The following is a 13,902-nucleotide window of genomic DNA, read 5'->3' as shown; positions in this document are numbered from 1 at the left end:
ATATTTTACTTATATGTTAGTTTACACCCAATTAGCTTACCCACCTCTTTTTTAATGTTTCTTTCACTTTTATTTGCTTTTTTACTTGAAAATCACCTCTGTTCCAGCGTCAATGAAATCTAGCAGGGGTAAATCTTTTTTAACCACATGACCGATAACATTGACTTTTTCATCTGGAGGAAGAGCGTACTTGGCAATCTGTAGTTCACCCTGATAACGTAAATACTTTTTATTGTCACAAGTCACGGTTCCCCGCGGTCGCGGCTGTGGGTCTTCTTGCGGCATGGTAGAAAAAAGCTGTCTAGCTCGACCCTCTTCAAGTCGCACCACATCCCGAGCAACATCCGGTCGATTATGCCAGGTATTGGCAGATAATTTCGGCAGATCGTTTTCAAGATGTAGTGTCAACGCTCCCTTTTCAAGATAATCTGTGAAATTAGCTGCTGCTTTACTCGTTAACGCGCCATCTCCCACAAATACGTGGTCACAGCCCCAAGCCTTTAGTTCCAGCATTGCCGCTAGCGGATTGAAATAACGATGTTTTTCTAGTGTTGGCAGGCCCGCATAAATTGGACCCCGTTTTTCAGCATCACCTGCAATAAAAGCCATTGTCTGCAATCCAAAATGATGAAGCCAAGCATTTTTGTCCTTCAGCCAAGCAGCGTCTAAGCCGGTTTCAGGACGAGGATAATAATTGTGCCAAGCCTGAAGATTAGCAAAATCAGCATTAAAAGTTTTCAAAGCATTAATATTTTCTTCAGTAATCGTGCTGGCATTCAAAGCAATCGGCATCATCCGCGATAGCTTCACCACAGTTTGATAGTCAACCCCAGCATCAATGCGCAATCCCGTTAATCCTAAGGATGCAACTTGCTCTGAATTTTCAATAGCCACACCTAAATTATTCAATCCAGCTTCAGACACATCCGCCACAACTGCTAGATCGAGCTCCTTACACCACTTGGTTAACTGCGCCAAATATTGCAGAACTAAATTAGGATCGTTTTCGGGAATGTGAAGCGACGTAAACACAGTTGTAAATCCGGCATTACGCATCATGAGCAGGTAATCATAATCTGCAGCTGTCAAAGTCCTGTTAAGATATACAGAAAAGCCTAACATATTACCTCCTTAATTCATATTCTAATTTATGAATTCGCTTACATTATATCTTATTAGAAAAAATTTTTCAATATTTTTATAAAAAATTAGATTTATTTTTTCATAAGTGAGAAATCATGTTCAACTCATAACTTATTTTTGTTGAACAAATTTATTATAGTTAATTTACTATACCAATTCAAATTAAATTTAAATTATTCTTTTTTTATAAGTAAAAATAGGTTTATACCAATTTTGAAATATTTTCTTTACAAATAATAATTTTGGCTATATAATCATTCTCAAAATCGTTAGCAAGAAAGAAGGTCCATTTTATGTGGGAAACAATTGCTGGAATTGTCGCTATGTTACTAGGTATTTGGGAATTTTATGCAACTTACAAAGCATTTAAAGGCCTGCAAAAGCACGGAACAAATAGTAATTTTATCTTAGTGGCACTTTGGAGCGGTTTATTCTTAGGTTTTATATTCTTTATGGGTGGAATAACACTCATCTTTCACGGATATTAATATTTTTTGCAAATTAAAAATCCTGCTATGAGTTTTAATACTTATAAACAGGATTTTTTTAATTACGATGGATTTTTATCCATATTATTCAGCTTTAATTTCAGCCTCAGCTGCTTGTTCTTTCTTCAATAATACGTTGTCGTAATGTTTGATAAACGGATACCAAACTATGAATGCCACAACTGCACAAACAACAGAAAGTACTGCCCCTTGCCAACTAGTGGTGGCAATGAACCCATTAAGACCAACTGGCGTCGGCCATGGTTGTTGTACTTTGATTATTGGAACTAAGCCCGAGGAAATACCTAAAAAAGTAACAATTCCTGATGCAAGCGGTGCACCAATAAACGGAACTAACAAATCAATATTATAAACAATCGGCAACCCAAACAGAATTGGCTCGTTAATGTTAAAAATTGCCGGTACAATCTCTACCTTACCAATTTCTTTCAACTGAACCGAGCGAGCACGCAGCAACAACCAAATTGCCAAGCCAAGCGTAGCACCAGAACCACCAATTGTAATAAAAGCATTCATAATTTCACCGGCAAAAAAGTGGTGAGCTCTTATCTGTACATTAGCATTAGCCTGCATATTTGCCATAACAATTGGTGTATAGAAGGAACTAATAATCGTCGCCCCATGGATTCCAAACCACCATAAAAAGTGAATCAAGAAAATAATGATTAAGAAGCCCCACCAGGTATCTGTAATATTACTAATAAACGAAAATGGAATAAACAAAACCTTAAATAGATCTGTCCCCATCATTACCAATATTAAATTTATCGCAGCAACAATTGCAGCAATTAAAAATCCTGGAATCAATGCACTAAAAGAGTTAGCAACACCTGACGGTACCGATTCAGGCATCTTAATGCGCCAGTTATGTTTAACTGTATAACGATAAATTTGCACTGTTAACCACGCAATAACTAATCCAGTAAAAATTCCTACAGCGCCAATCCGATAAATTCCGCCAATCGCCGCTGATTGGTAACCACCAGCAAGCAGCTTATCCTTCGTAAACAGCGTAACAAATTGGATTGAGCCATTCTTCCAGACTAATTCAGGAACTGTAATGAAGAATGCCATTAAGAACATCATTAAACCATTAACAGGAATTAAATCAAGGTGCTCCTCAGTTCGATAAATTCTCGTGTATGAATACGCAAACGTTCCTGAAAAGACTAATGCTAAGATTCCCATTGTTGCGTTATAAACAGCCTGAAATAAATTAGTAAAACGACCAATAGTACCTGCATACCATGCGGCAAATCCTGGTATTGGAAATGCTGATGGCAAAACCGTCAAAATTAAAAATATAGCCCCGACAATCGAAAATGTAATAACGCTATAGCCCGCGTCCATAATTGCACGTACAAAACGCGTAGCCGCAAACCTTCCCGCTATTTCAGCAATTCGATCTTTCATTGGCTTTCCTTCTGCCTTTGACATATTAACCTCCCACAACAAAAATAACAAATAATAACTTAATAATAAGATTATACATCGAAACGCTTACAAATTAAAGTTTATTTTGCGTTTTCGAAGGTTTTTATTACGTGGGCATACCGATCAATATTTTTGTTAATCTTACGAATCTTAAGCTCACATAAGACACATATTATTATTCCGATCAGCAAAAAGCCGATTAACAAGAATGTGGCGTTCTTATTATTTAAGAACGGAAAGAGCTTCAATTTTAACGGTGACACAGTAAGCAAAAGTAAAATAACATTCACAACTATCTGCACCCAAAAATATATTCTCGTAATCGGCACATCAAGTTTATGGTTATGCATCTTGCTTAACTGTTCAATCGCTGCAACACCAGAATAAATGGTCATACTGCCCGCGACAATATCTCCTAGCAAGCAGTTATATCCTAAAGAAATAAACAGCCAAAACAAATTCGTAAATAAAAATAGAACCACCATATATCTTAGGAAAAGATACCTGCTAAAATACAGATATTTGACGCTGTCTTCATGTTTTTTACGTTCAACCTCTTTTAGTTGCGCTTCGTGCGTTTTGCTCATTTTTCTTCTGTCCTTCATAATTATTCCAATTCATTAATCTTAATCCTAATAAATTCTAACTTCAAAAACAGGCAAAGTAAATATAGCGTTTTCAAATCATAATATTTCTTTGATTGCTTTTGCTACACCGGCATGCTCACAGTCAGCCGTCACCATATCAGCTACTTTTTTAACATCAGGTACAGCATTGCCCATCGCAACACCACAGCCAGCATATTTAAGCATGGAAATATCATTGCTTTCGTCGCCAATCGTCATGACGTTTTCAGCACTTAAGCCTAAATGCGAACATAATGCTGCTAAACCTGTGCCCTTATTAATGCCCTTTGTCACCGCCTCTAAATAAATCGGCTCAGTTCTAGTCAAATCAGCCTTATCCATCGCGTCTTTAAACAAAGAGCTTTTGACAAATTTATCTAAATGTTCCGGGGGATCAAGATACATACACTTATAAATCGGCAAATTTGCCATCTCTTCTTTAGTCCGGTAAGAAATGCCCATCTTCACAACTCGCGAATTATAAACCGTATAATAACCCAAATCACGATTAGCAGTGTAAATTCGATTTGCGCCCACCGCCTGAAAATGCAGCTTGGCTTCACGTGCAATTCGTTCCAAATCAAGATAATTTTCATAACTTAACTGCTGCGCAAAAATTTCATTTCCATTAGTTGTTTCAACCACTGCGCCGTTAAAACCGACGATGTACTGATCCTCTTTTTCGGTCATTCCCAACTCTTTCAAATACTGCTGCGTACCAGAAAGTGAGCGGCCAGTACAAATAACCACCTTGATGCCCCGCTGCTGAGCCGCAAAAATTGCGTCTTTGACTTGAGGCGCTATCTTTTTCTTCGCATTAACTAAAGTATTATCTACATCAATGCCAATTAATTTTATCTCTGCCATATAAAAGTCCCTAATATCTAACCTAATTAATTTTACTATACCAGCAAAATGCCATAGAGAACCTAATCCCTATGGCATTTTCTATTTTATTCTTACTTATACTGCAAAGCACGTGACAATCGCTCCAGCAAATAGACGACTGGAATTTGTGTCGTTAAATTAATCGTCTGTCCGATAATCTTATACTCCAAATGATAAGAAAAATTTAAGTCTGAAAGCTTGGCAATGGTATTGTCTTCTTCATTAGTAATACTAACAATTTGAGCACCTTGCTTCCGAAAATTTTTCACTTGTTCGATTGTTGGTTGGCCTTCACCGCTGACCGATAACACAATCACCGTTTTATTCTGGTAAGAATCGCGACTTAAAATAATCGGATAATATGGATCATCAATTGCAAACGCATTGCGTCCGTTGTTAACAAATTGACGCGCACCATAGTCGCACAAGTCACCAGATGTACCAATACCAAAAAAGATAAAATCTTTAGTCTGGTCAGCAATCTTTTTAAAACTCGCGATTTTTTGGTCATAATCTATCAAGAAATCCTGGTCAAAATAATATTGTGCCTGATAAGTAATATCGTCAACCACTTTATTTCTTTTAAGCTCGATTTTGATTTCATTTTGCAAATCAAAATAGTGTTTGTAACCCAAAGTTTTCAGTGTGCGAACAACAGAAGCGGGCGAAACCTGTAAAATACCGGCCAAATTGCGCAAAGTTATATCCTTAACTTTATCTTTATTAGCTACAATATAGTTATAAATTCGTAATTGGGTTGCCGTTAATTTCTGCTTCATTCGCAATACTTAGTCCTTTAGTTCAATATTATAATTTATGGCTTTTCAGCTTCCATTTCTTCCTTTAGTTTAGCACGATCCATGCTCTTGAAGAAACCATAATAAATTAATGTATCCATTATAATATTAAACAGCTGCATAACGCTACCAGAAATATGCCCAGTGGCCAGAAAACCAGACAAAAGCGCCGGTGTTGTCCATGGCGGGTAAATTCCAATCGTTTTTGCAACCCAGCCCATCTTCATTGCCGTATAAGTCGTGATGATATTAGCCACAGGAGCTACAACAAAAGGAATCGCGATTCTGTAGTTCAAGACAATTGGCACACCAAAAATAACTGGTTCATTGATATTAAAAATTGCTGGTCCAATCGACAATCTACCAATTGCCTTCATTTCTTTATCTTTTGCAAAGAATGCCATTAAGATAACAAAACCTAAGGTTGCGCCACAGCCACCGATTCGAACAAAATTATCAAAAAATGTCTTAGTAACAATATTAGGAACAGCTTGATGAGCTTTAAAAGCAGTATAATTAGCTGCTAACGCGGCATACATAATTGGATCAATAATTCCAGCTATCGCATTAGCACCATGGATACCACAGAACCAAAGAATACATACGACTAATTCAATGATGATCGCACCACCTAATGTATTAGTGATCTTACTCATCGGCTCCTGTAAGAAGAAAGTAATCACGTTAGGGATACTCTTCATCGGCGTTGCTTCAACACCTATACGTATTAGCCAAACGACAAATAACGAAATTGCGCCCGGAAACAGTGCAGCAAATGAATTGCTGACTGCCGGCGGTACTGAATCTGGCATTTTAAATACCAAATTTTTATGCATCATCCAAACATACAAATCAGTTACAAACAAGCCAACTAACATTGCTGTAAAAAGACCTGCTGAACCAAGTTGCCCTAAAGGTATCGTTAATTGACCAGCCTCGCCGACCTTTTGCATTGGAATCGTCAAAATATAGGCTGCTATTGCCACAATCATTGCTGAAAAAGCATCAATATCCTTATAACTTTTCGCCAAGCTGTATGAAATACCAGCAACAGCTATTAAGCCCATAATACTAAATGACGCGTTAGTAATATATTGCACCACTTCAGTCCAATGAGGATTAAATGTATGTGACATTAAATTCAAATACCATGGCCATGGAAATTGACCAATGATCATGAAAATTGAACCAATGATAATCATCGGTACGGCTGCCGTCATTCCGTCTCTTAATGCAACCATGTGTCTGGCACTAGAGACTTTGTTGAAAAACGGTATTAGCTTTTCATTAAGGAAGCTGCTTCCTTTTTTCTTTTTCATCTAAATACCCCCATCTATAAATTTACAATTACGAACATCGCAATCGCTTACAGATGATATTAGCACTATGTTTCATAAAATCAATAGTTTTTTTGAAACATGTTTCAAATTTAACGAAATATTAACCGCTTTCTCAATAAGATTGCTTTATAATATGGGTGTTGGATGATAATAAATTTTTTATATAAAGGAGACTTAATAATGTATTCAGCAAAAATGCCAAAAGGCTTTCTTTGGGGTGGCGCCGTTGCAGCACATCAGCTTGAGGGTGCGTGGAATGTTGACGGCAAAGGCGTATCAATGGCAGATGTAATGACCGTTGGTTCGGCAACCAAGCCAAGAGAAATTACGGATGGCGTCCTGCCGGGTAAGAACTATCCTAACCATTCTGCGATTGATTTTTATCATCATTATGATGAAGACATCAAATTAATGGCAGAAATGGGCTTTAAAGCATTTAGAACTTCAATTGCATGGACAAGAATTTTTCCTAATGGTGATGATCAAGAACCTAACGAGGCCGGCTTAAAATTTTACGATGACTTGTTTGACACTTGCCATAAATATGGCATCGAACCTGTAATCACTTTGGCACACTTTGAAATGCCTTACCATTTAGCCAAAAAGTACAACGGTTTTACCAACCGCAAGGTGATCGATTTCTTCCTCCGCTTTGCAACCGTTTGTTTCAAGCGTTACAAGAACAAGGTTAAATACTGGATGACCTTCAATGAAATCGACAATCAGGCTAACTACAGTAATGATTTTTCAATGGCCACCAATTCCGGTATTTTATTCAAAAAGGGAATGACTGATGAAGAAAAAGAAGCAGCAATGTACCAAGCTGCACACTATGAACTAGTTGCTTCCGCATTAGCCGTTAAAGTTGGCCATAAAATTAATCCTGACTTCCAAATCGGCTGCATGATTAACTATTCACCGGTTCGGCCTTTAACTCCATCTTCAGAAGATGTTTTGCTGGCCGACAAATTCGAACAGGGACGTGATTGGTTCTCAGATGTCCATGTCTTTGGTGAGTATCCGCGTGCGGTTGAAGCTTACATCGAACGCAAAGGCTACCGTCTTGATATTACCGATGAAGATCGCATCGTATTAAAAGAAGGAACAGTTGACTATGTTTCCTTCAGCTACTACCAAACAACCACTGTTTCAGCTGAAAAAGTTAAACCCGATGAATTGAGTGACTTAGCAAAAGCAATTGCAGTCAACCCAACTCTTGAGCGCAGTGATTGGGGCTGGGAAATTGATCCTGTTGGCCTGCGAATTGCCTTGAATCACTTAACCGACCGTTACCATAAACCATTATTCATTGTTGAAAACGGCTTGGGCGCTTTTGATAAGGTTGAAAAGGATGGTTCAATTCACGATGATTACCGTGTGGACTACCTAAGAAAACACATTTCAGAAATGGAGAAGGCCGTTGCCATTGATGGAGTTGACCTAATGGGCTATCTGCCATGGGGCCCAATTGACCTTGTTTCCGCCGGAACCGGACAGATGGACAAACGTTATGGCTTTATCTATGTCGACAAAAATGACGCGGGTGAAGGTACTCTGAAACGGTCACGGAAAGATTCATTTTACTGGTACAAAAAAGTGATCAAGTCAAATGGAACTGATCTAGACTAAAATAATTGAACAGTAAAAAAGTTGCTGACTTCAAGATAGAAGTTCAGCAGCTTTTTTTGACCGGTTTATTTAATTATTCATTATTATATTTACGATACATCACATTGTAACTGTACATATCTGGGCGTGCCCAACTGTAAATCAAACTGATCAGTTCATTCATCTGATTTAGATATTTGCGTTCAATCTTAAGCAAAGGACAGCTCTTTTTTAGCTGCAGTTTCCTAATCAGCCTAGTTGAAGGCGCAGAAACAATATCCAGTTTATCATACACAAAGATTGCTTCCGAACTGTATCCTTCAGTGATTACTTCTTCAGTAGACTTTTTTTCAAAGACTGTAAGATCAATTTTCTTAAATTTGTCATATGCAAAATAGGTCTTCTCAAATAAAACTGGAATATCATCGCCGCAATACAGCTGTTCCACCTTAAGCAGCTCGTTTTCAGAATTCATATAGAAATCATGTTCCAGCTCTTTAGTATATTTTGCAAGTTCTACTTTAAGCAGCTTCATCCTAGGCTTTTTCTGCTGTTCAAGCATCTGTTTAGCAAAATTACTCTGCGTTGCATTGATTTTTTGAATTTTTTTAAAATTGGAAACGACTGTCCCCTTGCCCTGGATTCGCTCAACCAAGCCCTCTTGTGCTAACTTTTGCAGGGCAATCCGCACAGTTGTCCGGCTGACATCATAAGATAAAGCTAATTTTCTTTCGGTGGGTAGTAATTCACCACAGTGATAATCGGTGATGATCTTTTCTTCCAACAAATTTTTCAATTGATCATACAGCGGTTTATCCGAATTATTATCAACAAATTTAACCAAGTTTATTCACAATATTAAACATAGAAGTTGACTAGAAAGAAACTTTCACCTTTCGCAAATTGTTTTTCGTTTAAATTAAAAGTCGCTAATATCAATCAAAAACCTCTATGTTTCTTCTTTCTAAATATTCAATTGACAGCAGCAAATAATCAAAACTATTGCAATTATCTTAGCATATTTTTCCATTCTGTCTTCAATCAAAAATTTAATTCCAAGCCATCATAAGAAGTGACTATCTGATAACGCGAACTTAATTCGCTCATTTCCTGATAAGTTTTCCCACCATTATGAGAGAAATGATTCGCAACAAAAATCGTTTTTTCATCTGCTAACTTATTTTCGATCAATTCGCTTTTAAATTTCAGATCTTCAAACCAATTCATATGAACCTTGATTGTTGGCCTAACTTGAACCGTGCAGTCCATTGACACTAAAGAAAATTTTAACTTTTCACTTTTTAAATAATTAATTACTTCCTGCATCGGATATCCCGTATCATGACCATAAAAAATTGTCTTAGCAGAGATTATATCTTTAATTGCATAGACTAAGCAATCAGCTTGATTATGCCCATGAACAGCCGGAAGCGGGTAAACCTCATAATTGAGAAATTAAAAATTTCTGGTAGGGCTTAACCACTTGAAACTCAAGCCGGTCTGGTTCATTCATCTTTTCCAAATTCAAAGCCCGGTCAAAAAACTGCTTAACAAAGACACTTCCATAAATGGTTAGTTTCTTTGAAAGATTTTGCCCGTATTCTGACATGCGATAGGCAAGATCTTCACCATAAAAATGGTCAGAGTGCCAATGCGTGATCAGCAAATGTTCAATTTCATTAAAATTAATTCCTTCAGTCAATTTGTGTAAATAGCTATCACCAGGAAAGTCCAGTAATATTTGACCATCATCAAGCACAGCTTGTGCTTGGGTTCTAATTTCACGTCCCTTTTTAAGCTGCGCATTTCTGCAGATCGAACAATTACAAAATATTGCCGGAACTCTCTCGGCTGCCCCTGTACCCAAATACTTAAATTTCATTTATTTAAAACCTACTCAGTTGTCGCCATATCCTTTTCCATGGCTTTTGCCTGCTCTTGTTCATAAAGCGTCTGGTCATATTTTCTAAAGAACGGGAAGTAAATGCCCATTGATACTAAGAGATTAACTAACTGTAATAAGACACCGCGGAAACTACCGGTCGCCAGATAACCGCTCACAAAAATAGGTGTAGTCCAGTGAATAACGATCCCATTAGTTTTCGGAACAATGCCGAATTTCATTGAAAAGTAGGCAATTGTAAAGGCAACTACAACGGAAAGCACGTAAGGAATCAGCATGATTGGATTCATTATCACCGGTAAACCAAACATAATTGGTTCGTTGACAGAGAAGATGGTGGGCACAATTCCTAATTTAGCAACTTCTTTATTTTGGGCACTCTTTGATTTCCATAGCATTAATAATGCAAGGGCTAAAAGCATGCCAGAACCGCCAATATGAACAAATACCCAAAATGAATCAGTAATGATATTCGGTAAAGCCATGTGTGCAGCAAAAGCCTTACGGTTTTGGTCTAATTGTGCAAGAAAGATTGGGCTCATAATGGAGTTGGCAACATTGCCGCCGTGAATTCCGACACACCATAACAAATGAACGGTCAAGACATAGACTAAGCCACCCAAGTAGCCGCCAGTAACCTTCATTAACGGAATTCCCAGAACCTTTTGAATGATGGCATTGATACTGCCCCAGTTCATGGCCTCAACAAATAGTCTGACAAGCCAAGTAATAATAATTACAACGATCGTCGGAAACATTGCAGAAAAGGATTTAGCAACTGCGGGCGGAACCGTTTCTGGCATTTTAATTTCTACGTGGTGATCGCTCATAAACTTGAAAATGCGAACACTAATGTAAGCAAAAATCATCGCCACGAATAAGCCTAAACTGCCCGTTTCAGATAACGGGATGCCCAAATCCTTGGTGGCAGGAATCGTTACCACAAAAGCTGCCAAGTTGGCGATCGCTGGGCCGACTGGATCCAGCTTCCAAGACTTCGCATAAAAATACGCAATCGACATTGCCGCTACTAGGCCCATCAAGTTAAACGTTCCGTTAACTGCATAATTAAGTTTAACTGACCATTCCGGCCCAAAAATATGAGCCATCGTACCATCGAAATGCAGTAATACCGGGAAGTTAATAACTATTAAGAAAATGGAACCTGTTAAAATCAGCGGTAGAATGGACCCAAAGCCATCACGAATGGCACCGACAAATTTAAAATTAGCTATTTTCATAGCAAAAGGAATAATCTTGTTGTTTATAATATCTGAAAATTTACTTTTCTTCGCCATCATACTCTACCCCTCTATAATTTGAACGTGACATCATCGTTATCTGGTGTCGGTAACCCCGAATTGCTTCTCCTAAGGCATAAATATTTTGTGGCAAAGCTATCCCGGTCATCGAATCACCGATATGCTGAATGTCCACACCGCATTCTTTAGCCGTTAAGGCAATCTTTTTGATTGTCAACGGATCACTTGAATCCTGACTAGTACCGTTAGCAGCCATCACTAAGACCTTTTCTTCAATCGTTTTTCCTTGGTTGTAATTACGGATCCAGCGAACAATTTCTCGTAAATCTTCGACCATAAATCCTGGAACAGTATACGGTGCTGGAACAAGCAAGACATCAACGCCTGCTTTCACAAACTGTTTAGCAATATCAAGATTCATAATCTCCTCAGAGATACCGGCACCATGCATTTTTCCTGCAAAAATCAAGCCGTTATAGTTTTCCTTGCATAACTTGATGCTCGCTAAGATAGATTTATTAGAAACACCAGTTGCAGGATTACCTGTGAGACAAATAAAGTCAAAACCTAACTTTTCAGCTTGTTTTAAAGTTTCAACCGATAATCTTCGGCCCAATGGAATTTCAAAACGACTTTCAAGCATTGATGCTTGATTATCAATCGGCTCTAAGTTAAGTCCCATCGGCCGACACAATGCTTTTTTAAGCCACTGAATGGGATGCGTCTGAATCTTTTCAGCTTGCGGAATCCCTTGGATTTTGGGATTAAAAATATCGAATGCATTAAACAATAATAAGTCCGCTCCGGCAGCTTTTTCAATTTCCGCATTCGACACGGTTGCCCCTAAATATGGCTGACTCGTAGGGACATTTTCAGCGCAAATTACCCGTCCTTCAGAAGCCAAAATCGCCTGCTTTAATTCTATTTTAGATAAATTAATAAAATCTTGTCCTGCTAAATCTAACAGTCTTTTCATAAGTCTATTCCTTCTTTAATAATCTAAAATTATTTCTAAATTGGTTATAACCAATTTTAGTTTAGCGCTTTCAAAATAAATGTCAACTTAAAAATAAGAAATTACGAAAAATAATTGGTTATTACCATTTATAAATCTGGCAAGGAGCAATTTACATTGGACGCACCAAAAAAGCTGCTGACTTCAAGATAGAATTCAGCAACTTTTTTGATTGGTTTATTTAATTTTATTTTCTTTCAGAATAAACGTGGACCAAGGCTTAATTAAAGTCAGCAAGTCCAGATCATCCTGTCGAATTTTACCGACCAGATTGCGCCGACCATCGTTAGGAATTGGCTTTAACACAATCTGCATCTCGCCTTTGTAACGGGGATATTCCTCATTAACTATGACAACATCGCCGCGCTGAAAAGTGGAAACAGCGCTCTTACGGACTGGAATTTCTTTATCAGCATAAGTTACACGCGGTATAGTATCACGCAGTAAATATTCCGAGGCATCCCCGCGATAAAGGTGTGGCTCTTTCAGGCAAATCGTCTGCTCTAAGTCCGTTATTTCTTGTGCAAAATTAATTCCTAATACTGGATAAGAACTATTAAAAGCCTCTGCAGCTGCAGCAAGTTCCGTTTCACTTGCAAACGCATTACCGATAATCACGTCATCAATCATCTTACTTAACCGCAAATGCGTCACTTGACTAAAAATATTTCGCTTGCGGTCACTTTCCATCGTCGGCAGACCTTCATGAACAGGCCACGGACCAAGAGGTGCGTCCTTAGCGGTGATAAATGCAGCGGTATGCAAGCCATACTTGCGGTATTTTTGTGAATATTCAAAAAAGTAGTTCTCTGCTAAGCCGGTAAATTCTTGTGGATAAAAATTGTGACAGCCTATCAAATTATCAATATTTGGCGAAAAGGCCATGATGCTATCCAAATAATTTGTCCCGCTGCTCATATTCAATTCAATTTTTAACCCATATGGATTGTGCGTCATTGCAGCTTCTTCCATCCCGCTAAAACCTTCATCTAGACGCAGTCCCCAGACTTTTAAATCAGCAAAAAAGCTAAGATCATCATACTTGATTTTCAGTTCTTTAAATAATTTAGGATTAATGTCAACAATGGTCTTAAAACCTAACATATTGGCATAATTGATGTCTTCTTTAAATCTTTCCAGTAAATTTTCGCCATTGCTGCCAACTAACTGCAAAAGCGACGTAAAAACGCGTTTGTAACCATATTTGTTAGCTAAAGTTAAATACTTTTGGTCTTGCTCGAAATCACTCTGATCTGGATAAATGGATATTCCTAGTTCTCTCATGTTTTCTCTCTTTTTCAAAATAATTAGTACCTACAAATTTATAATACCACGAATAATTATGCTATAAAAGAATTCCCAAGAATATTTAATCAA

General features: G+C 37.8%; 14 protein-coding genes. 2 read left to right on the top strand and 12 right to left on the bottom strand.

Annotated elements, in window-relative coordinates; genetic code table 11:
• Positions 1–81: 81 nt before the first annotated feature.
• Positions 82–1,122 (bottom strand): DUF871 domain-containing protein, encoded by a 1,041-nt coding sequence (locus PT285_RS02610; protein WP_277147652.1) that lies wholly within the window; start codon positions 1,120–1,122, stop codon positions 82–84.
• A gap of 314 nt (positions 1,123–1,436) precedes the next feature.
• On the opposite strand from PT285_RS02610, the gene PT285_RS02605 reads away from it, so the two are divergent.
• Positions 1,437–1,631 (top strand): immunity protein, encoded by a 195-nt coding sequence (locus PT285_RS02605; RefSeq protein ID WP_277147651.1) that lies wholly within the window; start codon positions 1,437–1,439, stop codon positions 1,629–1,631.
• Between the two features lie 84 nt (positions 1,632–1,715).
• Here PT285_RS02605 and celB (PT285_RS02600) read toward each other — a convergent pair whose 3' ends face one another.
• The 5 genes from celB (PT285_RS02600) to celB (PT285_RS02580) form a co-directional block, all read right to left on the bottom strand.
• Complete coding sequence (celB, locus tag PT285_RS02600) at positions 1,716–3,089, bottom strand: PTS cellobiose transporter subunit IIC (RefSeq protein ID WP_277147650.1); 1,374 nt, start codon at positions 3,087–3,089, stop codon at positions 1,716–1,718.
• Positions 3,090–3,166: 77 nt separating this feature from the next.
• Complete coding sequence (locus PT285_RS02595) at positions 3,167–3,673, bottom strand: PTS cellobiose transporter subunit IIA (protein ID WP_277147649.1); 507 nt, start codon at positions 3,671–3,673, stop codon at positions 3,167–3,169.
• 96 nt (positions 3,674–3,769) lie between these two features.
• Positions 3,770–4,579: a sugar-phosphatase gene (gene yidA / locus PT285_RS02590; RefSeq protein ID WP_277147648.1), complete on the bottom strand. Its 810-nt coding sequence runs from the start codon at positions 4,577–4,579 to the stop codon at positions 3,770–3,772.
• A 92-nt stretch (positions 4,580–4,671) separates the two neighbouring features.
• Positions 4,672–5,379 (bottom strand): MurR/RpiR family transcriptional regulator, encoded by a 708-nt coding sequence (locus PT285_RS02585; protein ID WP_277147647.1) that lies wholly within the window; start codon positions 5,377–5,379, stop codon positions 4,672–4,674.
• Between the two features lie 35 nt (positions 5,380–5,414).
• Positions 5,415–6,716 (bottom strand): PTS cellobiose transporter subunit IIC, encoded by a 1,302-nt coding sequence (gene celB / locus PT285_RS02580; RefSeq protein ID WP_277147646.1) that lies wholly within the window; start codon positions 6,714–6,716, stop codon positions 5,415–5,417.
• Positions 6,717–6,917: 201 nt separating this feature from the next.
• On the opposite strand from celB (PT285_RS02580), the gene PT285_RS02575 reads away from it, so the two are divergent.
• Positions 6,918–8,366: a 6-phospho-beta-glucosidase gene (locus PT285_RS02575; protein WP_277147645.1), complete on the top strand. Its 1,449-nt coding sequence runs from the start codon at positions 6,918–6,920 to the stop codon at positions 8,364–8,366.
• A gap of 73 nt (positions 8,367–8,439) precedes the next feature.
• On the opposite strand, the gene PT285_RS02570 is transcribed toward PT285_RS02575, so the two are convergent.
• The 6 genes from PT285_RS02570 to PT285_RS02545 all read right to left on the bottom strand — a co-directional run bounded on the left by PT285_RS02570 (position 8,440) and on the right by PT285_RS02545 (position 13,809).
• Positions 8,440–9,189 carry a GntR family transcriptional regulator gene (locus PT285_RS02570; RefSeq protein ID WP_277147644.1) on the bottom strand — a complete coding sequence of 250 codons (750 nt, stop codon included), beginning with the start codon at positions 9,187–9,189 and terminating at the stop codon, positions 8,440–8,442.
• A 197-nt stretch (positions 9,190–9,386) separates the two neighbouring features.
• Positions 9,387–9,671 carry a hypothetical protein gene (locus PT285_RS02565; protein WP_277147643.1) on the bottom strand — a complete coding sequence of 95 codons (285 nt, stop codon included), beginning with the start codon at positions 9,669–9,671 and terminating at the stop codon, positions 9,387–9,389.
• A 115-nt stretch (positions 9,672–9,786) separates the two neighbouring features.
• On the bottom strand, positions 9,787–10,227 hold the full coding sequence (locus PT285_RS02560; RefSeq protein WP_277147642.1) for a hypothetical protein: 441 nt from the start codon (positions 10,225–10,227) through the stop codon (positions 9,787–9,789).
• An 11-nt stretch (positions 10,228–10,238) separates the two neighbouring features.
• Complete coding sequence (locus PT285_RS02555; protein WP_277147641.1) at positions 10,239–11,549, bottom strand: PTS sugar transporter subunit IIC; 1,311 nt, start codon at positions 11,547–11,549, stop codon at positions 10,239–10,241.
• Positions 11,530–12,486 (bottom strand): haloacid dehalogenase-like hydrolase, encoded by a 957-nt coding sequence (locus tag PT285_RS02550; RefSeq protein WP_277147640.1) that lies wholly within the window; start codon positions 12,484–12,486, stop codon positions 11,530–11,532. The genes PT285_RS02555 and PT285_RS02550 overlap by 20 nt, the downstream gene beginning before the upstream one ends.
• A gap of 216 nt (positions 12,487–12,702) precedes the next feature.
• The gene (locus PT285_RS02545) at positions 12,703–13,809 is read right to left on the bottom strand and encodes a DUF871 domain-containing protein (protein WP_277147639.1); all 1,107 of its coding nucleotides are present in this window, start codon (positions 13,807–13,809) and stop codon (positions 12,703–12,705) included.
• Positions 13,810–13,902: the final 93 nt, after the last annotated feature.

Origin of the sequence: Lactobacillus sp. ESL0791 (assembly GCF_029433255.1) — a bacterium.
Classification (GTDB): domain Bacteria; phylum Bacillota; class Bacilli; order Lactobacillales; family Lactobacillaceae; genus Lactobacillus.
The sequence above is the reverse complement of the archived record's forward strand: the minus strand, read 5'-3'. Positions and strand labels throughout refer to the sequence as shown.

What these genes read in the sequence shown, in the direction of transcription:
- PT285_RS02610 (WP_277147652.1), bottom strand. Translation starts at nt 1,122, where the DNA reads ATGTTAGGCTTTTCTGTATATCTTAACAGGACTTTGACAGCTGCAGAT.
- PT285_RS02605 (WP_277147651.1), top strand. Translation starts at nt 1,437, where the DNA reads ATGTGGGAAACAATTGCTGGAATTGTCGCTATGTTACTAGGTATTTGG.
- celB (WP_277147650.1), bottom strand. Translation starts at nt 3,089, where the DNA reads ATGTCAAAGGCAGAAGGAAAGCCAATGAAAGATCGAATTGCTGAAATA.
- PT285_RS02595 (WP_277147649.1), bottom strand. Translation starts at nt 3,673, where the DNA reads ATGAGCAAAACGCACGAAGCGCAACTAAAAGAGGTTGAACGTAAAAAA.
- yidA (WP_277147648.1), bottom strand. Translation starts at nt 4,579, where the DNA reads ATGGCAGAGATAAAATTAATTGGCATTGATGTAGATAATACTTTAGTT.
- PT285_RS02585 (WP_277147647.1), bottom strand. Translation starts at nt 5,379, where the DNA reads ATGAAGCAGAAATTAACGGCAACCCAATTACGAATTTATAACTATATT.
- celB (WP_277147646.1), bottom strand. Translation starts at nt 6,716, where the DNA reads ATGAAAAAGAAAAAAGGAAGCAGCTTCCTTAATGAAAAGCTAATACCG.
- PT285_RS02575 (WP_277147645.1), top strand. Translation starts at nt 6,918, where the DNA reads ATGTATTCAGCAAAAATGCCAAAAGGCTTTCTTTGGGGTGGCGCCGTT.
- PT285_RS02565 (WP_277147643.1), bottom strand. Translation starts at nt 9,671, where the DNA reads ATGCAGGAAGTAATTAATTATTTAAAAAGTGAAAAGTTAAAATTTTCT.
- PT285_RS02560 (WP_277147642.1), bottom strand. Translation starts at nt 10,227, where the DNA reads ATGAAATTTAAGTATTTGGGTACAGGGGCAGCCGAGAGAGTTCCGGCA.
- PT285_RS02555 (WP_277147641.1), bottom strand. Translation starts at nt 11,549, where the DNA reads ATGATGGCGAAGAAAAGTAAATTTTCAGATATTATAAACAACAAGATT.
- PT285_RS02550 (WP_277147640.1), bottom strand. Translation starts at nt 12,486, where the DNA reads ATGAAAAGACTGTTAGATTTAGCAGGACAAGATTTTATTAATTTATCT.
- PT285_RS02545 (WP_277147639.1), bottom strand. Translation starts at nt 13,809, where the DNA reads ATGAGAGAACTAGGAATATCCATTTATCCAGATCAGAGTGATTTCGAG.